At 67.7% G+C, this 20937-nt stretch carries 20 protein-coding genes and 1 tRNA gene; 5 read left to right on the top strand and 16 right to left on the bottom strand.

What is annotated here, in order from left to right; translation table 11 throughout:
• Positions 1-35: 35 nt before the first annotated feature.
• The gene (locus H0523_RS18185; protein ID WP_054433120.1) at positions 36-557 is read left to right on the top strand and encodes a lipocalin family protein; all 522 of its coding nucleotides are present in this window, start codon (positions 36-38) and stop codon (positions 555-557) included.
• A 134-nt stretch (positions 558-691) separates the two neighbouring features.
• Here H0523_RS18185 and H0523_RS18180 read toward each other — a convergent pair whose 3' ends face one another.
• The 13 genes from H0523_RS18180 to H0523_RS18120 form a co-directional block, all read right to left on the bottom strand.
• Positions 692-1636, bottom strand: a complete 945-nt coding sequence (locus H0523_RS18180; protein ID WP_054433119.1) for a M14 family metallopeptidase — start codon at positions 1634-1636, stop codon at positions 692-694.
• 2 nt (positions 1637-1638) lie between these two features.
• Positions 1639-2628, bottom strand: a complete 990-nt coding sequence (locus H0523_RS18175; RefSeq protein ID WP_054433118.1) for a Bug family tripartite tricarboxylate transporter substrate binding protein — start codon at positions 2626-2628, stop codon at positions 1639-1641.
• 159 nt (positions 2629-2787) lie between these two features.
• Positions 2788-3702, bottom strand: coding sequence for a LysR family transcriptional regulator (locus H0523_RS18170; protein WP_054433117.1), 915 nt, complete (start codon positions 3700-3702; stop codon positions 2788-2790).
• A gap of 25 nt (positions 3703-3727) precedes the next feature.
• Complete coding sequence (locus H0523_RS18165) at positions 3728-4612, bottom strand: alpha/beta hydrolase (RefSeq protein ID WP_054433116.1); 885 nt, start codon at positions 4610-4612, stop codon at positions 3728-3730.
• Entirely contained in the window at positions 4605-5366 is a 762-nt protein-coding gene (locus tag H0523_RS18160; protein ID WP_006392587.1) for a GntR family transcriptional regulator, read from the bottom strand. The genes H0523_RS18165 and H0523_RS18160 overlap by 8 nt, the downstream gene beginning before the upstream one ends.
• An 89-nt stretch (positions 5367-5455) precedes the next feature.
• Positions 5456-6493 carry a carbon-nitrogen hydrolase family protein gene (locus tag H0523_RS18155; protein WP_054433115.1) on the bottom strand — a complete coding sequence of 346 codons (1038 nt, stop codon included), beginning with the start codon at positions 6491-6493 and terminating at the stop codon, positions 5456-5458.
• Between the two features lie 19 nt (positions 6494-6512).
• Complete coding sequence (locus H0523_RS18150) at positions 6513-7205, bottom strand: ABC transporter ATP-binding protein (protein WP_054433245.1); 693 nt, start codon at positions 7203-7205, stop codon at positions 6513-6515.
• Positions 7192-7956, bottom strand: a complete 765-nt coding sequence (locus H0523_RS18145; RefSeq protein ID WP_054433114.1) for an ABC transporter ATP-binding protein — start codon at positions 7954-7956, stop codon at positions 7192-7194. The genes H0523_RS18150 and H0523_RS18145 overlap by 14 nt, the downstream gene beginning before the upstream one ends.
• Positions 7957-8056: 100 nt before the next feature.
• Positions 8057-9043, bottom strand: a complete 987-nt coding sequence (locus H0523_RS18140) for a branched-chain amino acid ABC transporter permease (RefSeq protein WP_054433113.1) — start codon at positions 9041-9043, stop codon at positions 8057-8059.
• On the bottom strand, positions 9040-9954 hold the full coding sequence (locus H0523_RS18135) for a branched-chain amino acid ABC transporter permease (protein ID WP_006392582.1): 915 nt from the start codon (positions 9952-9954) through the stop codon (positions 9040-9042). Before H0523_RS18135 ends, H0523_RS18140 begins: the two co-directional genes overlap by 4 nt.
• Entirely contained in the window at positions 9951-11120 is a 1170-nt protein-coding gene (locus tag H0523_RS18130) for an ABC transporter substrate-binding protein (RefSeq protein ID WP_054433112.1), read from the bottom strand. Before H0523_RS18130 ends, H0523_RS18135 begins: the two co-directional genes overlap by 4 nt.
• A 58-nt stretch (positions 11121-11178) precedes the next feature.
• On the bottom strand, positions 11179-12090 hold the full coding sequence (locus tag H0523_RS18125; protein WP_054433111.1) for a fumarylacetoacetate hydrolase family protein: 912 nt from the start codon (positions 12088-12090) through the stop codon (positions 11179-11181).
• Positions 12091-12182: 92 nt separating this feature from the next.
• Positions 12183-13307 (bottom strand): cupin domain-containing protein, encoded by a 1125-nt coding sequence (locus H0523_RS18120; protein WP_054433110.1) that lies wholly within the window; start codon positions 13305-13307, stop codon positions 12183-12185.
• Positions 13308-13514: 207 nt separating this feature from the next.
• On the opposite strand from H0523_RS18120, the gene H0523_RS18115 reads away from it, so the two are divergent.
• Positions 13515-13775, top strand: coding sequence for a hypothetical protein (locus H0523_RS18115; protein WP_006392578.1), 261 nt, complete (start codon positions 13515-13517; stop codon positions 13773-13775).
• Positions 13776-14003: 228 nt separating this feature from the next.
• Here H0523_RS18115 and H0523_RS18110 read toward each other — a convergent pair whose 3' ends face one another.
• Both H0523_RS18110 and H0523_RS18105 read right to left on the bottom strand, forming a co-directional pair.
• Complete coding sequence (locus H0523_RS18110; protein WP_054433109.1) at positions 14004-15161, bottom strand: porin; 1158 nt, start codon at positions 15159-15161, stop codon at positions 14004-14006.
• 501 nt (positions 15162-15662) lie between these two features.
• The gene (locus H0523_RS18105; protein WP_180180116.1) at positions 15663-16820 is read right to left on the bottom strand and encodes a porin; all 1158 of its coding nucleotides are present in this window, start codon (positions 16818-16820) and stop codon (positions 15663-15665) included.
• A 406-nt stretch (positions 16821-17226) separates the two neighbouring features.
• On the opposite strand from H0523_RS18105, the gene H0523_RS18100 reads away from it, so the two are divergent.
• Both H0523_RS18100 and H0523_RS18095 read left to right on the top strand, forming a co-directional pair.
• Positions 17227-18765, top strand: a complete 1539-nt coding sequence (locus H0523_RS18100; RefSeq protein WP_231689892.1) for an MFS transporter — start codon at positions 17227-17229, stop codon at positions 18763-18765.
• Positions 18766-18881: 116 nt separating this feature from the next.
• Positions 18882-19763 carry a LysR substrate-binding domain-containing protein gene (locus H0523_RS18095; RefSeq protein WP_054433108.1) on the top strand — a complete coding sequence of 294 codons (882 nt, stop codon included), beginning with the start codon at positions 18882-18884 and terminating at the stop codon, positions 19761-19763.
• A gap of 253 nt (positions 19764-20016) precedes the next feature.
• Here H0523_RS18095 and H0523_RS18090 read toward each other — a convergent pair.
• A tRNA-Arg gene (locus H0523_RS18090) sits at positions 20017-20091 on the bottom strand.
• A 231-nt stretch (positions 20092-20322) separates the two neighbouring features.
• Here H0523_RS18090 and H0523_RS18085 point away from each other — a divergent pair.
• Positions 20323-20937: c-type cytochrome (locus H0523_RS18085; protein WP_180180115.1), on the top strand; the 615-nt coding region annotated here is incomplete at its 3' end.

The raw sequence follows: 20937 nt of genomic DNA, 5'->3' as shown, positions 1-20937 counted from the left end.
GTATCGTTAGGGTTTTGGATCAGGAGACTATCCCCATGCGCCGCATCGCAACATTATTGCTGGCCCTGGCCGCCAGCGCGGCGGGGATCTCCCACGCCGCGCCGCCGCCCATGCAAACCGTGGAGTCGGTCGACCTGAAGCGCTATGCCGGCATGTGGTACGAGATCGCCAACTTCCCGATGTTCTTCCAGCGCAACTGCGTTGGCGACACCACCGCTGAATACACCCTGCACCCCGACGGCACCGTCGGGGTCAACAACCGCTGCCGCACCAAGGACGGCGACGTCGACTCGGCCTCGGGCACCGCCACGGTGGTCCAAGGCAGCAACAACGCCAAGCTCGAGGTCTCGTTCTTCAAGCCGATCAAGGGTGACTACTGGGTGATCGGGCTGGATCCGGACTACCGCTGGGCCGTGGTCGGCACCCCCGACCGCAAGTACCTGTGGATCCTGTCGCGCTCGCCGCAACTGCCCAAGGAAGACCTGGACCGCGCCCTGGCCGCCGCGACGGCGCAGGGTTACCAGCTCGACGAATTGCGCTACACGCCGCAGAAGTGATGGCGGCATGACCGGCCCCCGGGACGCAACGCCCGCGGGCCATGCCACGCGGCCCGCGGCCGCGTGGCCGGCGCGGCGATCACGCCGCGCCCACGATCCGCGTCACGCCGTCCGCGTCGCTCCCTCCACGACATTCAGCCCGCGTAGTCGCGCGCCAATCGCACCACCGTCACGCCCGGCTTGAGCTGGCGCAGCGACGGCATCACCAGCGTGCAGCGGTCATAGGGCGACACGATCGCCCGGCCGTCGGCCCAGCCGATCACCGATCCCGCCTTCTCCAGCGTCTCCAGGCCCTGCCAGGGCTGCGCGAAGGTCACATCCATCGACGGCGCCACCACGGCGTCGGTCACTTCCAGCACGCGTTGCGCGGTGGCGTCGGGCCGCAGCCAGCCGGCCGGGATGTCGGCGGCATCCACCACATCCGAAGCGACCAGCATGCGCGCCACCATGTCGCGCGCGACGTCGCGCGCCGCCGGGTCGCCGTGGAAACCGCATTCGATCAGCAACGCGCAGGCCGCATCGCGCGCCGGGTCGCCGAACTGCGCGAAGTCGCGCATGCGCACGCCGTCCTTGTGGCCGGCGTCCACGATCACGTGCTGCGGCGCCTTCAGGCGCCGCGCCAGGGCGATGTTGCGCGGCAGGACGCCGGTCAGCAGCAGCGGCGCGCCGGGCTCGTGCATCGAGTGCAGATCCAGCAGCCAGTCGGCGCGCTCGACCCACGGACGCAGTTGCGCCGCGCGCCGGCGGTCGCTGCTGGTGGGCTGATCCAGGCGCTCGGCGCTCCAGACGCGGTTCATGTCCTCGTCGACGAAGCGCGAGGCGTCATGCCTCGCCAGGTCGAAACGGTCGAACGCCGGCAGGTTGCAGAACGCCAGCGTCAGCCGGCCGCGGCGCGGGCGCAGGCCCGCCGCCAGCAGGTCCTTCAGGGCCCAGGCGCCGCACAGCTCGTTGCCGTGCACCAGCGCGGACAGCATCAGCGCGCGGCCGGGCAGGCCCGAGTCGAAATGCCAGACGCCCGGCGTGTCGGTATTGCCCAGGCGCTCGGCGGCGAGGTCGGGAACGGGCAGCGTGAAATCCATGATCACTGCGCCTCGATCTTGGCCGCCTTGACCAGCGCGCCGTACTTGCGCGTCTCGGCGGCCTGCGAGGCCACCGGATCCAGGCCCGGCTGCGCCAGCACGCCGCCGGCCTCCAGCATCTTGGCGCGGAACTGTTCCGACTTGAGCGTATCGGCCAGCGCCTCGCGCAGCTTGGCGGCCACCGGCTCCGGCAGGCCGGCCGGGCCGTACAGCGAGAACGTGATGCTGAGGTCGACCGCCTCGAACCCCGGCGTCTCGGCCAGCGCCGGGATGTCAGGCGCCACCGCCGAACGCTTGGGCTGCGTCACGCCCAGCGCCACGATCTTGTCGGCGCGCACTTGCGGCAGGCCCGAGGACAACACCAGCACGCCGAAATCCAGCTGGCCGCTCATCAGGTCGGTCACCAGCGGCGACACGCCCCGGTACGGGACATGTTCCGCGCGCGTATTGGTCTCCTGGTTGATCATCTCGCCGGCAAGGTGCAGCGTGGTGCCGACGCCCGACGAGCCGTAATTGAAACTGCCCGGCGCGGTGGCGCGCAGCTTCTGCAGGTACTCGGCGGCGCTCTTCACGCCGGAATTCTTGCTGGCCGCCAGCATCATGGGCTGCGTGGCGATCACGCCCAGGGCGGTGAAGTCCTTGGCGCCGTCGTACTTGACGGCGTTGTTGATCATGCGGGCGACCACCATTTCATTGGTCGAGCCCAGCAGCAGCGTGTAGCCGTCCGGCGTGGCGCGGGCCACGCGCTGCGCACCGATGGTGCCGCCGGCGCCGCCGGCGTTCTCGACCACCACGCTCTGGCCGATGCGCTTGGCCAGTTCCTCGCCGAACAGGCGCGCGGTCAGATCGACGCTGCCGCCGGCCGGATAGCCGACGATCAGCGAAACCGGATGGTCGGGATAACCGGCGGCGATGGCCGGCGAGGCGATCAACGCGGCGGCGGCACAGAGCGCGGCCGACGCGCCGCGCAAGGCGTGCGGAACGGATTTCATGAGTTTCTCCCTGGGGTGCTGAGGCGGACGGCGGCGCCGTCTCGTTCGAGTTTCGGGAGACATTCTGCGCGTGGGCGGGCGGCATGACGTGCCGAGTCGGCACATTGCCGTGCTAATTCAGCTCGCCAAATCCACCCGCGCGGACACCGATGGGCCGCGTCAAGCCTTGCGATTGGCGGTGGCTTCCCAGGCCGCCTCGGCCAGCTCGGCCAGCCGCGCCCGCGAGCGGTACAGCCGCACCTCGAAGGCGATCTCGTCGCTGCGCCCGCCCAGCGACACCAGCGTGCCGCGACGGCAGTCGGCCGCCACCATCGACCACGGCAGCCAGGCCACGCCCAGGCCCTTGAGCGCCGCGCCATGCGCGGCATCGAGCGAATCGATGCGCACGAACGGCGTCAGCGCGTAGGGCGTGGATTCGAGCCGGTCGCCCAGGATGCGCTCCATCGACAGGCCGCCGGCGTAAGTGATCAGCGGCACCGGATGGCCGCCCTCGCCCAGCACATAGCGGGCGCGGCCGCGGCCGTCGGCCTGGCTCACCGGCACCAGCTTGTCGGTGCCCAGGGTCATGTAGCGGTAGCGCACCGGGTTGAGCTGCATCGACAGGGCCGGATGCTCGTAGCAGCACAGCAGGTCGACCTTGCCCTGCTCCAGCCGCATGGCCATGTCTTCCATCTTGCCGGTGGAGATCTCCAGCTGCGTGCCTTCGACCAGCACCTTCGGCGCGCGATGGCGCAGCCGCGCGATCCAGTCGCCCACCACGGTGCGCGACAGGCTGCGGCCGGTGGCGATGCGCAGCACCGCCTCGCCGCCCGCGCCGGAACTGCGGATGCGGTGGCGCACCAGCCCCATCTGCTCGACCACCTGGGTGGCGGTCTTGAGCAGGGCCTCGCCCTCGGCGGTCAGCGTCACCGGCACGCGCTGGCGCTCCACCAGCGGCGCGCCGGCCCAGGCCTCGAGGGCGCGGATGCGGCGCCCGAAGGCCGGATGCGTGACGTGCCGCGCCTCGGCGGCGCGCACGAAGCTGCCGCTCTGCGCCAGCGCGATCAGGTCTTCGAGCAGCTTCAGGTCGGCCATGGCGCGCCCGTCTCCGTGAACGCGCTCAGGCTTGCGCCAGGCCCATCATCGCCAGGGTGGCGCGGGTCAGGTCGCTGGCCGGATCCTCCAGCTCGTTCACCAGGTCGAAGTGATTGCAATGCGGCGTCGGGATACGCGTGGCCTGCAGGCCGGCGCCGGTCCAGGCGCGCTCGAAGGCCTCGGTCTGGTTCTTGAAACCCTGCGTCTCCAGGCCGCCGACGGCCAGCAGCATGGGGCCGGCGCGCTCGGGCAGGTTGAAGATCGGGCTGTGGCGCGCCGCCTGCTCCGGCGTCAGCTGCAGCCAGGTGTTGGGCAGGACGTCGCACAGCGGCCGCAGGTCGAACAGGCCGCTCAGCGCCAGCGTACCCTTGACCACGTCGTCCGGCACGCCGTAGCTCGCCGGCCAGGCGGGCGCGGCCAGCATCGCGGCCAGGTGACCGCCGGCCGAACTGCCGCCGACGTAGATGCGCTCGGGATCGACGCCGTAGGCCGCCGCGTTGTGGTACAGCCAGGCCAGCGCCGAGCGCATCTCGCGCACGATTTCCGGCAGCGTCGCTTCGGGCGCCAGCGTGTATTCCGGCACCGCCACCGCCGCGCCGGCCGCGTTGAAGGCCTCGGCCATCACCGGCGCGTCTTCCTTGCGCTGCGCGCGCCAGTAGCCGCCATGGATGAACACGAACAGCGGCGCCGGGCCGCGGTTCGCCGCCGGCAGGAACAGGTCCAGCCGCTCGTCCTGGCCCATGCCGTAACGCAGGTTCAGCAGGCCGGGACGGCGCGACTTCACCGCGGCGGCCGACTCGGCGTAGCGGCGCACGCAGGCGTCGAAGTCCGCCACCGACTCGCGGGCGTTGTATTGCACCTCGCGCTCGGCGATGGTGGGGAAAAAGAGATCGATGTCCGCGTCACGCATGAATGGCCTGCCTGTCGTCCTGGGAAATGATGTGTTCGATGAACTGCGCCGTCTTGCGGTAATGCGCCGCCAGCATCGCCACCGAGCGCTCGACGTCGCGCGACAGCGCGGCATCGAGCAGCTGGCGGTGCTCGTCGTCGACATTGCGTTCGGGGCCGTAGGCGGTGGCGCCGGCGCGCGCCGGACGCCGGTAGCGCTCGGTCTGCGCGTACAGCTGCGTGGACAGGTCCAGCAGCCAGTGCGAGCGGCAGGCGCCGATCAGCGCGTGGTGGAAGTCCAGGTGGCGCGCCTCGAGCGATTCCTCCAGCTCCTGGCTGGGCGGCACGGCCTCGCCGGCGCGCTGCGCGGCCAGCGTCAGCGCGTGGTAGGCGCCAACCAGCCGCGCCTCCCAGGCGTCATCGGCGTTGGCCAGCGAGCGCCGCAGCGCGTCGCAATCGATCAGGATGCGGGTTTCGCAGGCGTCCCACATTTCCTCGACCGACAGCGGCGCGATGCGAAAGCCGCGCGAGGTGGTGGTGATCACCATGCGTTCGCTGCGCAGCCGGTTCAGGGCTTCGCGGATCGGGGAAAAGCTGCTGCCGTAGCGTTGCTTGAGCAATTCCAGGCGCAGCGACTGGCCCGGCGCGAACGCGCCGCTCATGATGTCGCGCCGGAGCAGGCGGTAGACCTGCTCGGACAGCGTGATTTCCTCTACCTCGGCGTTCCCGTCGGCTCCGGGCTCGTCCTGGCGGGAAGCTTTGATTCTTGGCTTCAACTTGCTCTCCAGATGTCAGCGGCCGGCTGGCCGGCCCCGGGGCCAGCCGGCGCTCAGGCGGCCCATTCTACCCGCCGGCCCGGCCCTGCTCACCCGCGCGCTTCGCGCGCCGTTTCCGGCTGCGGATCGAGGTCCCAGCCCGCCTCGTCGCCGGCAGGTCCGTCCTGGTCGTCATAGCGCGCCGCCTGCAGCGGCCGCCGGTTCACGCGCAGGTCGAACACGTCGAAGCGGTTGTAGTGGCCGACGATGTCGTGCATCTGGCGCGGCTGGATGCAGCGCGACAGGTCGATGTCGGCGTAGACGATGCCTTCGTCGTCGATCAGCGGCTCGCCGATGACGCGGCCGTCCGGCCCCAATATTCCCGAAAACGCGCTGTTGCGGCGCGCCAGCATCTCGCGCGCTTCCGGATGGCTGGCGCTGATGGCGTCCTGGATCTCGGTGGAGATGGTCGAGCACGACACCACCGTGAACACCTTGCCCTCGAACGAGTGGGCCGCCGCCCGCAGGCGGATGGCCTCGGCCATGTCGTAGTCGGGCGGCGCCACCGGCAGCGAGATATAGCTGGCGACGTGCACCATCTCGCCCTGCGCCAGCAGCGAGAAGCGCGCCAGCGTGTTGGTGTTCTCGCCGCAGGCCAGGCCGCCGAGCTTGCCGACGGACGTGTCATACACGCGCAGCGACTCGCCGTCGCCGTGGGCCCAGGTCAGCTTCTCGGCCCAGGTCGGCACCAGCTTGCGGTGGCGGCCCAGGACGCGGCCCTCTTCGTTGATGAAGACCATGGTGTTGTAGATCGTGCCGACGCCATGGCGGCTGCGCTCGTTCACGCCCACCACCACGTTGACGCGGTGCTGGCGCGCGGCCTGGGCGATGCGGCGGATCTCCGGCCCCGGCAGTTCGATGGCGCTCTTGCAGAGCTTTTCGAACCACGGGCTGCCCTGCACCGGGTTCATCACCCAGCTCCAGTAGGGATAGGCCGAGACGAACACCTCGGGAAAGGCCACCAGGCTGGCGCCGTTGCCGGCGGCCTCGGCGATCAGCGCGCAAGTCTTGTCGACGGTGGCGTCGGTGTCCAGGAACACCGGGGCGGCCTGGACGGCGGCGGCCTTGAAAACGGGCAGGTTCAACATGCGTGTGCTCCTATTGCGGTCAGATGCCGAGATAACGTTGCGCCAGGTCGGGCTGCGCGGACAGTTCCACGGGCGCGCCCGACCAGGCCACCCGGCCCTTGTCGACGATGTAGTGACGATCCACCAGCGTCGCCATCTCGGGCAGGTTCTTGTCGATCACCAGGATGGTCTGGCCCTCGGCCTTCAGCGCCCGCAGGCAACGCCAGATTTCCTGGCGGATCAGCGGGGCCAGCCCTTCGGTGGCCTCGTCCAGGATCAGCAGCTTGGGATTGGTCATGAGCGCGCGGCCGACCACCAGCATCTGCTGCTCGCCGCCCGACAGCGTGCGCGACGACTGCGCGCGGCGCTCCTTCAGGCGCGGGAACAGCGCGTAAACCCGCGCCAGGTCCCAGCCGCCAGGCGCGGCGCGCGAGGTCGCCACCAGGTTCTCTTCCACCGACAGCGAGCCGAACACGCGCCGCCCTTCCGGCACCAGCCCCACGCCCAGCCGCGCCACTACGCTGGGCGCGGGCCGCGACAGCGTCTGGCCGCGGAACTGGACCTGCCCGCCGGTGGCCGGCAGCATGCCCATCAGCGTCTTGATGGTGGTGGTCTTGCCCATGCCGTTGCGGCCGATCAACGAGATCACCTCGCCCTCGGCGGCCTCGAAGGCCATGCCGAACAGCACCTTGCTCGACCCGTAGCCGCCGGTCAGGCCCTCAACCTTCAACATGTTCTTCTCCCAGGTAGGCGGCGCGCACTTCCGGATGGCGCCGCACCTCGTCGGGCGCGCCGCTGAACACCACCTTGCCGTAGACCAGCACGCTGATGCGGTCGGCCAGCGCGAACACCGCGTCCATGTCGTGCTCGACCAGCAGGATGCCGTAGTCGCCCTTCATGCCCAGCAGCAGGCGCGTCATGCGCGCCGATTCCTCCGGCCCCATGCCGGCCATGGGCTCGTCCAGCAGCAGCAGGCGCGGCGAGCGCGCCAGGGCCACCGCCAGTTCCAGCTGGCGCTTCTCGCCGTGCGCCAGGTCGGCGGTGCGCACGTGGCGCCGGTCCGCCAGGCCGACGTGGGTCAGCCATTGCATCGCCTGCGCCTTCAGGCCCGCGTCGCGGCGCGGATCGGACCAGGCGCCAAAGGCGCGGCCGCCCTTGAGCATGCTGGACAGGATGACGTTTTCCAACGCGGTGTATTCCTGGCACAGCTCGGTGATCTGGAACGAACGGCCCAGCCCCAGGCGGGCGCGCTCGAAGGCGCGCAGCGCCGTCACGTCGCGCCCGTCCAGTTCGATGGCGCCCGAGTCGGGCCGGATCTCGCCGCAGATCTGCGCGATCAGCGTCGACTTGCCGGCGCCGTTCGGGCCGATGATGGCGTGGATCTCGCCGGCGCGCACGTCCAGGTCGACGCCGTTGGTGGCCACCACCGCGTCGAAGGCCTTGCGCAGCTGCGTCAGGCGCAGCAGGGTTTTCGTCTCGTTCATTCCTGGTGTCGGCTTACTATCGGGATGCCACGGATCCGGCTCCGCCGGTCCGTCGGCATGCCCCCTGGAGGGGGAAGCGCGAAGCGCCTCGGGGGTGGGCTCAATCCGCATGGCGCGTCTCCAACAGGCGGCCGAACAGGCCCTTCTGGCCCCACAGCACCACCAGCACCAGCACCGGCCCCATGTACAGCAGCCAATGTTCGGTCAGCGACGACAGCAGCTGCTCCAGCCCCAGGAACACCGCCGCGCCCGCGATCGGGCCCAGCAGCGTGCCCACGCCGCCAAGGATGACGATCGCCATCAGCTCGCCCGACTTGGTCCAGGCCGCCATGTCCGGCGTCACCAGTCCGGCATAGTTGGCCCACAGCACGCCCGCCAGCCCCGTGCCCACCGCCGACAGCACGAAGGCGCTCAGGCGGTACGGTGTGGGCGCCACGCCCAGGTTGATGGCGCGCCGCTCGCTCTGGCGCAGCGCCTGCAGCACCATGCCGAAGCGCGAGTTGGTAATGCGGATGCACAGCAGCGTCCAGGCCGTCAGCAGCGCCAGGCAGACGTAGTAGAACGTCAGCGGGTTCTCCAGGTTCAGGCCCGGCAGCACGTTGCGCTGCGAGATCATCAGGCCGTCGTCGCCGCCGTAGAACTGCAGCGACACCAGGATGAAGTACACCATCTGCCCGAACGCCAGCGTGATCATGATGAACTGCACGCCGCGCGTGCGCAGCGCCAGGTAGCCGAACAGCCAGCCCGCCAGCGCGCACACCGCCATGGCGATCGGCCACACCACCAGCGCGGCGTTGCTGCCGGCCCAGCCGAACAACGGGCCGGCTTCGGTGGTGTGGAAGGCGATGATGCCCACCGCATAGCCGCCCAACCCGAAGAACATCGCGTGGCCGAAGCTGACCATGGCGCCATAGCCGATCACCAGGTCCAGGCTGACCGCGGCCAGGCCGTAGATCAGGAAGCGCGTCACCACGCCGATCAGGAAAGGCGTGTCGGTGGCCGCCGCCGCGCCCGGCAGCGCCAGCAGCAGGATCAACCCGGCCAGCCCCCAGCGCGCGCGATTCGAAAGTGTCTTTGCCATCATCATCCTCGCGCCGGGAACAGCCCGCCCGGCTTGGCGATCAGCACGATCGCCATCAACACATAGATACTGGCCGAGGCCAGGCCCGCCGCCAGCGGATCCGCCGTGGCCGGCGAGAACACCGCGCCCAGCAACTGCGGCAGGAAGGCCCGCCCCATGCTGTCGACCATGCCGACCAGCAGCGCGCCCGCCAGCGCGCCGCGCACCGAGCCCACGCCGCCGATCACGATGACCACGAAGGTGGTGATCAGGATGCGCTCGCCCATGCCGATCTCGACGGCCAGCAACGGCGCCGCCATCACGCCCGCCAGTCCGCACAGCAGCGCGCCCAGGCCGAACACCAGGGTGTAGAGCTTCTTGATGTCCACGCCCAGCGCATCGACCATTTCACGATCGTCGGCGCCGGCGCGGATCAGCATGCCGATGCGGGTGCGGTTCACCAGCCACCACAGTCCCACCGCCACCAGCGCGCCGACCGCGATGAACGACAGCCGGATCAACGGATACTGGAACCCCGGCGCCAGCGTCACCGCGCCCTCCAGGAACGACGGGATGCCCACCAGCGGCGGCCGCCGACCGAAGATCAGGCTGACCGCCTCGTTCGAGAACAACAGCAGGCCGAAGGTGGCCAGCACCTGGTACAGGTGGTCGCGCTTGTAAAGCTTGCGGATCACCAGCACTTCCACCGACAGGCCATACAGCCCCGCCCCCAGCAACGCCGCCAGCACGCCCGCCAGGAACGAGCCGGTGGTGCCGATGGCGTAGGCCGCGCAGTACGCGCCCACCATGTAGAACGAACCGTGGGTCAGGTTCACCACGCCCATGATCCCGAAGATCAGGGTCAGCCCGGCGGCGAGCAGGAACAGCATCGCGCCGAACTGCAGCCCGTTGAGCAACTGTTCGAAGAGCAATGTCATGACGGCATCTTGCAGAATTGGGCGTAGGCGTCCTTGTCATCGGACACCAGCTTGCGCACCAGGCGCGGCGACAGGCCGCCGTCGGCGTCCTTGTCGATGCGCATCAGGTACAGGTCCTGCACCGGATGCTGGTTGGTGTTCATGCTGAACTTGCCGCGCAGCGAGGCGAACTCGGGCTTGCGCAGCGCGGCGCGGAACTCGGCCTGGCGCGACAGATCGCCGCCGGTGGCCTTCAGGCCGACGCCGATCAGCTGCGCCGTGTCATAGGCCTGCATGGCGTAATCGGTGGGCACGCGGCCATAGGCTTCCTTGAACGCCTGCACGAAAGCTTTGGACTGCGGATTGTCGAAGTCCTGCGACCAGATGCCGGTGATGTAGGCGCCCTGCGCCGCGTCGCCGGTGGCCTTGATCATGCGCGCATCCATCGAGAAGCTCGGCATCAGCATGGGCACGGTCTTGTTCAGGCCGGCCGCGGCGTATTGCTTGACGAAGTTGATGCCGGTGCCGCCCGGATGGAACTGGTAGACGGCGTCGGGCGCCAGCGACCGCACCCGCGCCAGCTCGACCGAGAAGTCCGACTGGTCCAGCTTGGTGTAGATCTCGGCGACGACCTCGCCCTTGTAGGTGCGCTTGAAACCCTCGATGGCGTCGCGCCCGGCCTGGTAGTTGGGCGCCAGCAGCGCCACGCGCTTGTAGCCCAGCTCATTGGCGGCCACGCCGCCCGCCGTGTGGAAGGCATCGTTCTGGTACGAGGCCACGAAATAGTTCGGGTCGCACTTCTCGCCGGCAAAGCTCGACGGGCCGGGGTTCAGGCTGACGTAGAACGCGCCCGACTTGACCACGCCCGGCGCCACCGCCGCCAGCACGTTCGAGAAGTTCACGCCGGTGAAAAGCTTGATGCCCGACTGCAGCATGCGGTCGGCCGCCTGCTTGGCATTGGCCGGCTTGAGGCCGTCGTCCTCGATCACCAGCTGCACCGGCACCCCGCCCAGCTTGCCGCCGCCCTGCTTGATCGCCAGATTGAAGGCGTCGCGCTCGTCCTCGCCGATGTAGCCGGCAGGCGTCGACAGCGTGGCGATGAAGCCGATCTTGACCGGCTCCGCGGCGTGCGCGATGCCCCCCAGCGTCCAGGCCAGGCCCGCCGCCAACATGGTTTGCTTGATCATTGTTTTCCCCTTGGAGACCGCCGCGCCCGCCGTCTCGTGGCGGGCGCTGGAATTTCGCCTAGACCGCCACCACCGGATGCCGCAGCGTGCCGATGCCTTCGACGCACGCCACCACCACGTCGCCCGGCCACAGCCACTCCTGCGGCTTGCGGCCCGCGCCCACGCCCTCGGGCGTGCCGGTGGCGATGATGTCGCCCGGCTCCAGCGTGATGCCGGCGCTGATGTCCGAGATCAGGAACGGCACCTTGAACAGCATGTGGCGCGTGTTCGAGCCCTGCTTCTTCTCGCCGTTGACCGTCAGCCACAGGTCCAGCACCTGCGGATCGGGGATCTCGTCGGCCGTGACGATGCAGGGGCCGAACGGCGCGTAGGTGTCCTGGCCCTTGGAATAGATCCATTGGCCGGCGCGGCGGCAGTCGCGCGCGCTCATGTCCAGCATCACGCTGTAGCCGAACACGTACGACAGCGCATCGGCCTCGGCCACGCGCGTGGCGCGGCGGCCCATGATCACCGCCAGTTCGACTTCCCAGTCCAGCTGTTGGGTGATCTTGGCGTTGTGCTCGATGGCGTCGCCCGGGCCGATCACGGTGGTGGGCGGCTTGGAGAAGATCACCGGCTGCTTGGGCAGGTCGGCCGAGGTATCGAGCGTGCGGCTCGATTCCGCCACGTGCTCGACGTAGTTCAGGCCGATGCCGAAGATGTTCTTGCGCGGACGCGGAATCGGCGCCAGCAGCTTGACGTTCTCCTGCGGCAGCGCGGCGCCCACGGGCCAGGCGCCGCGGTACGACTCCATCAGCTTCGAGGCCTGCGCCACGGCCACGGGGCCGAGGTCGATGAAGGCCAGCATGTCGTCCGGCAGCGCCACGCCGCCGGCCTGCCCCAGCAGGGCCAGGTCGATCACATAGCCTTCGGCCAGCGCGCCCAGGCGGGCGGCGGCGGCGGGATGGGCGCGAAAAGTTACCAAGCGCATAGGAACTCCAGGAAATTCAAGACGAGTTGAGACAGGCGCCCGGCCTGCGCCGGGCGGCGGATGAAAATTCAGTGGGGGGTTGGCGCCAGCCGCTAGATCAGTTTCTGGTGGCCGTCGTTGTCCTTGACCGCTTCCTCGCGGTAGAGCGCCAGCGATCGCATCACCGGCAGGTCGTTGAAGCAGAACAGGCAGGCGTCGTCGTTGGACGACAGGTTGGCGTGCTCGTGCACGGCCCACGACGGCACACAGAAGATGTCGCGCTCGGTCCAGTCGTAGCGCTTGCCGTCGATGACCGAAAAGCCGCTGCCCTTGGCCACCTGGTAGAGGAAGCTGCCGGTGTGGCGGTGGGCCTTGGTGTGCTCGCCCGGGCGCAGCAACTGCATGCTGGCGCCGATGGTCGGCATGACCGGGCCGCCGGTGGCCGGGTTGACGTACTCCATCAGGATGCCGTCATAGGGGCTGCCCGCCGACACCCGAGCGTGACGGCGCAGCGCTTCGTAGGTGGGCTCCCATTCGTACTTGAACAGCGGCGAATACGGCTTGGTCCAGCCCGTCGTCTGCGGCCGCAACGCCGCGCTGCCCCACAGCGCGCTGGTGTCGTCCACCGGGTGCGTCACGGTCTGGTTCAGGTCGGGATGCACGGCGTAGAAGCCGGCCTCGAACGCGTTGACCAGCGGAATGTCCAGGCCGTCCTGCCAGATGCAGGTGGTGCCGTCCTCGGCCACGCCGTGCTCGTGCCAGGTGCCGTTGGGCGTGAGCACGAAGTCGTTCGCGCCCAGCGTCATCTTGTGGCCGTCCACCACCGTGAACGCGCCCTTGCCTTCCATGATGAAGCGCAGCGCCGAATGCGAATGCTTGTGCGCCGACGCCAGCTCGCCCGGCCGCATCACCTGCAGGCCCGAATACAGCCAGCCGACCGCGGCGGCGACGTCGCGCCGGCCCGGGTTGTTCAGGTAGATCACGCGGCGGCCCGCTTCCTCGGGCGACACCAGCTCGGCCGAGCGCAACACATGGCCGCGCAGTTCCTGGTAGCGCCAGACCACCGGCACCGACGCCGAGCGCGGCGCCCACGGCTCGATCTTGTTGGCCACCGTCCAGAGCGCGCCGGTCTCGAGCCGCGCCAGCTCCTTGTAGTAGGCGATGCGTTCCGGCGAGTCCGCCACATTGGCGCGGCCGGCGGTGTCTTCCCGATAGGCGTCGTACCTGTTCGCTTCCATCCCTTGCCTCTTTTTTATAAAAATCAAAAGATTTTCGAAAATATTAGAGGCGAGCAGGCATTTGGGCAATCTTTGCGCGCTAGGGGTTTTCCTGGAGCGACTACCCCGTCCCGAAAATATTTGTGGAACAACGAAAAACACTGTACAAAAACACAGTGCAACATGCTACATTTCGCTCGCCCGCACAACGTCGTCCAGGAGACTCCTGTGTCCGAAGCCGCTCAAATCGCCCAGACCCACGTCGTCCAATACATCGTCATTCCCTACCGCGCCGCCGCCAATGGCGTCGCCCCCGGCGAAATCCGCCCCGCCAGCAGCGAGTTCGGCGCCATCCGCATCGCCAACTCCATGGCCTCCAAGTTTGCCGGCGTGGCCGCCTACGAGGTCATGATCGACAAGGAGACCGGCGACATGGAATCGCCGCGCATCCTCGCGCAGATCGGCACCGTGCCGTCACTCGACGACTGAGCGCCGCGCGCAAAGCAAAACGCCGCCGGCATCTGCATGCCGGCGGCGCACATGCCGCTTCGGGGAGCTCATCCCACACAGGGTTGGGGTGAGCGGACTGAGAGTGGAGCTAGGGAGGTGGCCGCTTTTTTCACGTCTGTGGCCGGGTAAGACGCCCAGTCCGCTCAATGCAACCGCGGCGTCCGGCGACGCGCAACCCGCACGCGCCGCCGGACAGCGGGTCGCCGCTTAGAAGCGGTGACGCACGCCCACGATACCGACCGTGCTCTTCACACCGTCGATGAACGCGAAGTTCGTGGCATACGAACCCAGCGCGTACAGATTGGTGCGCTTGGAGAGGTTATAGGTGTAGCCCAGGCTGAAGATGTTCATGGTCGCATCGTCGCCGGTCAGCTTGGTGTTGTTGGCGTCGGCACGCTGCCACGAGGCCAGGATGCTGCCCGCGCCGCCGACCGGAGCCGACAAGCCGACCAGGTACGAATTCGACTTGAAATCCTTCGCAACGATGTTGCTGCCGAAGCTCTTGGCGACCGGGCTGCCGCTGCCGAAGGCGTTGAGCGACCGCCCGGTCAACCAGCCCTCGCGCGTCTGGCCGTAGGCCAGCGCCAGCTTGATCACTTCGAAGTTGTACGAACCGCCAAGGATCCACTGCTTCGGGTTCCCGTCAGTGCCAAGCTGGTTGGCCGGATTCAGCTGGTCGTACGTCAGGGCCACGTTCAGCGGGCCGTTGACGTAGCGCAGGCCTGCCGTGATGGCACGGGTGTTGTTGGCGGTACGGAATCCGGTCTGCGACGGGTTGCTCTTGCGCGTGCCATCGGCATTGAACTGGGCGGCGCCATTCTTGGTGTCGTCAGCGCTGAACGAATAACCCAGGCCGAACTGGAAGCCGCTGAACGACGGGGTCTGGTACATGACCATGTTGTCGTGGCGGACCGTGTTTGCGGCGCTGAAGGCGGTGCCGACGCTGGCCTGGCCGTAGCTGGTGCCGAACGGATTGATCGCGGCGATGTACTTCGAGGCGACGTTGGTCTGGCGGCCAAATTCCAGCAGGCCCCAAGAATCCCCCTTCAGGCCGACGGTGGCCTGGCGACCGAACAGGCGGCCGCTCTGGCCCGACTGGCCGTTGGCCGAGTTGAAGCCGCTCTCCAGCGTGAACACGGCGCTCAGGCCGTCGCCCAGGTCTTCGGCGCCACGCAGGCCCCAGCGCGAACCGCTGGACACGCCGTTGGCCACGCCGACCTTCGATTCCTTGTAGCCGTCGTTACCCTTGATGCGCTGGAAGCCCACGCCGGTGTCGATCAGGCCATACAGCGTCACCGCGGTTTCAGCCTGCGCCGCGCCGGACAGCACGGCGAACAGAGCAGTGACGAGCAGAGCTTTTTTCATTACAGATTCCCGTTGATTGACAAGACATGCGCATGCGGATCGGCACGCCACACGGGCGGCCATTTCCGCGCATGACTGGAACCGATTCTAGGAACGCTGCAACTCAACCATTTTGAGCGCTATCAGCATTGACCCGGCGCTCGACCGAAATCAGACGTATCCGTGTCGGGAAGCCGACAACCGCCCGGACATCGCCCTCGCGCCACGGCCAGTCATCGCAATGTGCCCAGAAAAGCGGCGCCGTTGATGGCCGCCCAACCGAGCGAAATGGCCTGCGCGCAACAAGCAAAACGCCGCCGGCATCTGCATGCCGGCGGCGCACATGCCGCTTCGGGGGGGGCTCATCCCACACAGGGTTGGGGTGAGCGGACTGAGAGTGGAGCTAGGGAGGTGGCCGCTTTTTTCGCGTCTGTGGCCGGGTAAGACGCCCAGTCCGCTCAATGCAACCGCGGCGTCCGGCGACGCGCAACCCGCACGCGCCGCCGGACAGCGGGTCGCCGCTTAGAAGCGGTGACGCACGCCCACGATACCAACGGTGCTCTTCACACCGTCGATGAACGCGAAGTTCGTGGCGTACGAACCCAGCGCGTACAGGTTGGTGCGCTTGGACAGGTTGTAGGTGTAGCCCAGGCTGAAGATGTTCATGGTGGCGTCGTCGCCGGTCAGCTTGGTGTTGTTGGCGTCGGCACGCTGCCACGAGGCCAGGATGCTGCCAGCGCCGCCGACCGGGGCCGACAGGCCGACCAGGTACGAATTCGACTTGAAATCCGTCGCGACGGTGTTGCTGCCGAAGCTCTTGGCAACCGGGCTGCCGCTGCCAAAGGCATTGAGAGACTGGCCGGTGAACCAGCCGTCACGCGTCTGGCCGTAGGCCAGTGCCAGTTTGACGACTTCGAAGTCGTACGAACCACCGATGATCCACTGCTTCGGGTTCTGCTCCGTGCCAAGCTGGTTGGCCGGATTCAGTTGGTCGTACGTCAGGGCCACATTCAGCGGACCGTTGGCGTAGCGCAGACCCACGGTGATGGCACGGGTGTTGTTGGCGGTACGGAATCCGGTTTGCGACGGATTGCTCTTGCGAGTGCCGTCAGCGTTGAACTGGGCGGCGCCATCCTTGGTATCGTCAGCGCTGAACGAATAGCCCAGGCCGAACTGGAAGCCGCTGAACGACGGGGTCTGGTACATGACCATGTTGTCGTAGCGGACCGTGTTGGCGGCGCCGAAGGCCGCGCCCACGTTGGCCTGGCCGTAGCTGGCGCCGAACGGATCGATCGCGGCGATGTACTTCGAGGCGATGTTGGTCTGGCGACCGAACTCCAGCAGGCCCCACGAATCGCTCTTCAGGCCGACGGTGGCTTGACGGCCGAACAGACGGCCGCTCTGGCCCGACTGGCCGGTGGCCGAGTTGAAGCCGCTTTCCAGCGTGAACACGGCGCTCAGGCCGTCGCCCAGGTCTTCGGCGCCACGCAGGCCCCAGCGCGAACCGCTGGACACGCCGTTGGCCATGCCGACCTTCGATTCCTTGTAGCCGTCGTTACCCTTGATGCGCTGGAAGCCCACGCCGGTGTCGATCAAGCCATACAGCGTCACCGAGGTTTCAGCGTGCGCGACGCCCGACAGGGCGGCGAACAGGGCGGTGACGATCAGAGTCTTTTTCATTACAGATTCCCGTTGATTGAACAGACATGCGCATGCGAGTCGGCAAGCAGCACGGGCAGCAACTCGGCACATGACGGGACGAAGTCTAAAAACGCTGTATGTCAGTTTTTCGGACATCAACGCAAACAAGCGCCGATTTGAAAAATCAGCCGCTTTTGTGGCGCGGGACGCACACATGAAAGCACCTCACGGCAAGCGCGCAGCGCTGTCATGCCCTCATGCTATTTATGAGGAATCACGCAACGACGACAGGCATACCCCCCTTTCGTCGATGGGGGGTTCGCACTGAATTCGGTATTCGGAAAATCCGAATTATTCATCGGTTTTCGCGTATTGAACCTCGCAGACGGCGATGCTGAAATGAGCGCGGCGGGTCCACCGCCTCCCACGCTTACAGGACATCATCTTGCCCACCGCGCTGCCCTCTTCCGCCCTCTCCCCATCCCCCACCCGGGACCGCGCCGTGCTGCTCGTCGCCTCCGCGGGTTGCGCGATGACGGTGCTGGACGCCAATGTCGTCGGCGTGGTCCTGCCGGCCATTGCCCGCGATTTGAACGCCTCGTTCGCCGACATCGAGTGGGTGATCAGCGCTTACGTCCTGTGCTTCGCGGCGATGCTGCTGCCTGCCGGCTCGATTGCCGACCGGTACGGCCGCAAGCGTGTGTTCAAACTGGGCATCCTGGCATTTGCCGCGACCTCGCTGTTCTGTGGCCTGGCCCCCTCGGCCACGGTGCTGTACCTGGCGCGGGCCGGCCAGGGCCTGAGCGCGGCCTTTCTCCTGGCGCCCGCGCTGGCCGTCATCGGCAATGCGTTCCACCAGCCCGAGGCGCGTAATCGCGCCTGGGCCGCCTGGGGCGGCGTGATGGGCCTGACGATGGTGCTGGCGCCGTTGCTGGGCGGCCTGATCGGCAGCCTGCTGGGCTGGCGCTGGGCCTTCAATATCAACCTGCCGATTTGCGTCATCCTCTATCTGGCGGCTTGCGGCTGCATCGATGAATCGCGGGAGCCGGACAACCGCTCGCTGGACACGGTCGGAATCCTGTTTTTCACCGGCTCCATGTTCTCCGCCACCTGGCTGCTGATCGTGGGTCCGGCCATCGGCTGGCGCAGCCCGGCGGTGGCCATCGTCGCGGTCCTCGGCCTGCTGTGCCTGAGCGCGTTCCTGCGTTCGCAATCGCGCAATCCCCATCCGCTGGTGGAACTGGGACTGTTCCGCAGCAAGCCGTTCGTCGGCGCCGTCATCGCGATGTTCGCCTACGCCTCGACGGCGCAGGTGATGGCATCGGTGCTTCCCATGTACCTGCAGAACGCGCGCGGACAGACCGTACTGATGGCGGGCGCCAGCATGCTGCCCTTCGCGCTGGCGATGCTGGTGTTTCCCCACGTCGGCCGCAGACTGTCGGCGCGCCTGGATTCCCGCGGCGTGCTCAGCATCGGCCTCGCGGTAGTGGCGATCGGCAACCTGCTTATGATCCTGGCGACCCGGCAGGCCAGCGGCTATCCGCTGATCGGCAGCATGGCCATCCTGGGCATGGGTGGCGGCCTGCTCAACGGCGAGACGCAGAAGGCCATCATGAGCACCCTGCCCCATGGCCGCTCCGGCATGGCGTCGGGCATCAGCACGACGTCCCGCTTCACCGGCATCCTGCTGGGGTTCTCCGGCTTCGGCGCGGTGCTGGCAAGCAGCATCCACCACTACGCCGAGGCCGCGACGCAGCGCGCCGGCCTGCACGTGGCCGCCAGCTATTACGACCAGGTCATCGCCGGCGACCTCGACCGGGCAATGGCGGCTTACTCCCCCGCGGTGGCCGCGGTACTGATGCCCATCGCCCGCGACAGCTACGCCGTCGGCTTCGCCAGCGCCTTCGCCCTGGCCGCGGCCATGGCCGCGGCTTGCGCGTTGGCGGTCCAACTGTTGATGCGCGACGCCCGCCCCGCGCGCTGAGCGCACGGTGTCGCGCCGTGTCGCCCAGTGTCATGTCGTCATGCCAGGCCAGGTTGTGGCGGGCCGGGCAGGCGATATGATGGCGTCACTTCCACCAACGCGGCAGGGGCCAGCGCATGGAGATCCGCCATCTGAAGGCCTTCGTGACGCTCGCCGGCACGCTGCACTTCGCGCAGGCCGCCGAACAGCTCGACCTGTCCGCGCCCACGCTGACCGCCCATATCCAGGAACTGGAGCGCGCGCTGCAGGTCCGCCTGTTCAACCGCACCAAACGGTCCGTCGCGCTGACCTCGGCCGGCGAGGTCTTCCTGATCGAGGCGCGCAACACGCTCGAACAACTCGAGCGCACCCTCAACGTCGGGCTGCGCGCGGGGCGTGGCGAATTGGGCCGAGTCGAAATCGGTTATGTGGGTTCGGCGGTGTTCTTTGGCGTGCTGCAGGACCAATGCCGGCGGTTCCACGCGGCCTGGCCCGAGGTCCTGGTGCAGACCCGCGAAATGCCCACGGACCAACTGGCGAGCGCGCTCGAGGACGGCCGCATCGACATCGCCTTCGTGCGCATGCCGATCACCTTGCCGCCGTCGATCGCCAGCCACATGCTGATCCGCGACCGGTTCTGCGTCGCGCTGCCCGGCGACCATCCGCTCGCATCGGCGACGGGCGCCATCACCGCGCGTTCACTGGCCAGGGAAGCCTTCATCGTGCCCGAGCAGATCCTGGGCCTGCTGGAAGTGGCGCGGCGCGGAAAATTCACGCCCGGCGTAGCCTCGACTCCCGGCAGCCTGTTGACCGTGCTGACGCATGTCTCGCTCGGCATGGGCGTGGCCGTCGTGCCGAGCGTGCTGGTCGAGGTCGTGAAACTGCCGAACGTCGTCTTTCGGGAACTGGCGGGGGCCGCCATCGATTCGGAGGTCGCCGCGCTCTACCGGCGGCATGAGCGCTCACCGGCCGTGCGCCACTTCATCGATCAGATCAAGCGGACCACGCCCCTGGCATGACCATCCGCGCGACGCCGCCATGGCGAGACGAAAGCAACGGACCATGCCGTCAGCGCAGGGAAGAACAGAAGGGAAGAACTGAAGGGAAGAAAACCCGCCAGCAGGCGAGGCAGCTTGGCGACCGCAGGCGCATGGGCTGATTGGATGACCGGTTATTGAACCAGCATGGCCCGACGCTATCCTTGTCCGCGGCGCTTTGGGCGCGCTTTTTCAGCGACTTTGCGGCGGTTTTTTTGACGGGTTTATCTGAAATTGGCGCGCCCGACAGGAATCGAACCTGTATCAAGAGCTTCGGAAACTCTCATTCTATCCATTGAACTACGGGCGCAGCGCAAGGAGGCGGTATTGTACCTAGTTTTATGCGGTCTGCATGAAGTGGATCAAATCCGGCCGCAAACTCATCGAAAACCCCTGTCCGGCCGTTGGACGAGTGTCCATGACACCGTTATATAATCCAGCGTTTGCTTGCAAGGCGGTCTGCTTTTTGCCGCCCTTTGTGCAGTACTGATTTTCTGTTGCCGCCGCCAGGCGCCCCGGTACCCGTTAGCAGGATTTGGTCATGAGCAACGAGCAGGAACACATAGAAGAGCACTCCTCCCCCATCAAGACCCCGAAGCAACTGATCGTCACGGTCGTTCTGGCCTTCGTGGTTCCCATCGCCATCATCATCCTATTGGTGAACATGGTGACCTCGGGCACCAAAGTGGGCGCCGGCTCGGATACGCTGTCCAGCGAAGCCGTCACTAAACGCATTGCCCCGGTCGCGGGTTTCGCCCTCGTCGACGCCAACGCGCCCAAGGTCTTCAAGACCGGCGAGCAAGTCTTCACCGCCGTCTGTACGGCCTGTCATACCGCCGGCGTCGCCGGCGCGCCCAAGATCGGCGACAGCGCCGCCTGGGCACCCTTCATCCAATCCGGCTTCGACGCCATGATGAACGTGGCCCTGCACGGCAAGGGCGGCATGCCGGCCAAGGGCGGCAACCCGACGCTGTCCGACTTCGAAGTCGCCCGCGCCGTGGTCTACATGGCCAACAAGTCCGGCGGCTCGCTGCCCGAACCGGCCGCGCCCGCTGAAGAAGGCGCCAAGAAGGAAGCCGACGCCGCGCCGGCCGCTGCCACGCCGGCTGCTGCCGCCCCCGCGGCGGCTGCCCCGGCCGCCCCGGCTCCTGTCGCG

Source organism: Achromobacter insuavis (genome assembly GCF_902859645.1).
In the GTDB taxonomy this organism is placed as follows: domain Bacteria; phylum Pseudomonadota; class Gammaproteobacteria; order Burkholderiales; family Burkholderiaceae_B; genus Achromobacter; species Achromobacter insuavis.
The sequence above is the reverse complement of the archived record's forward strand: the minus strand, read 5'-3'. Positions and strand labels throughout refer to the sequence as shown.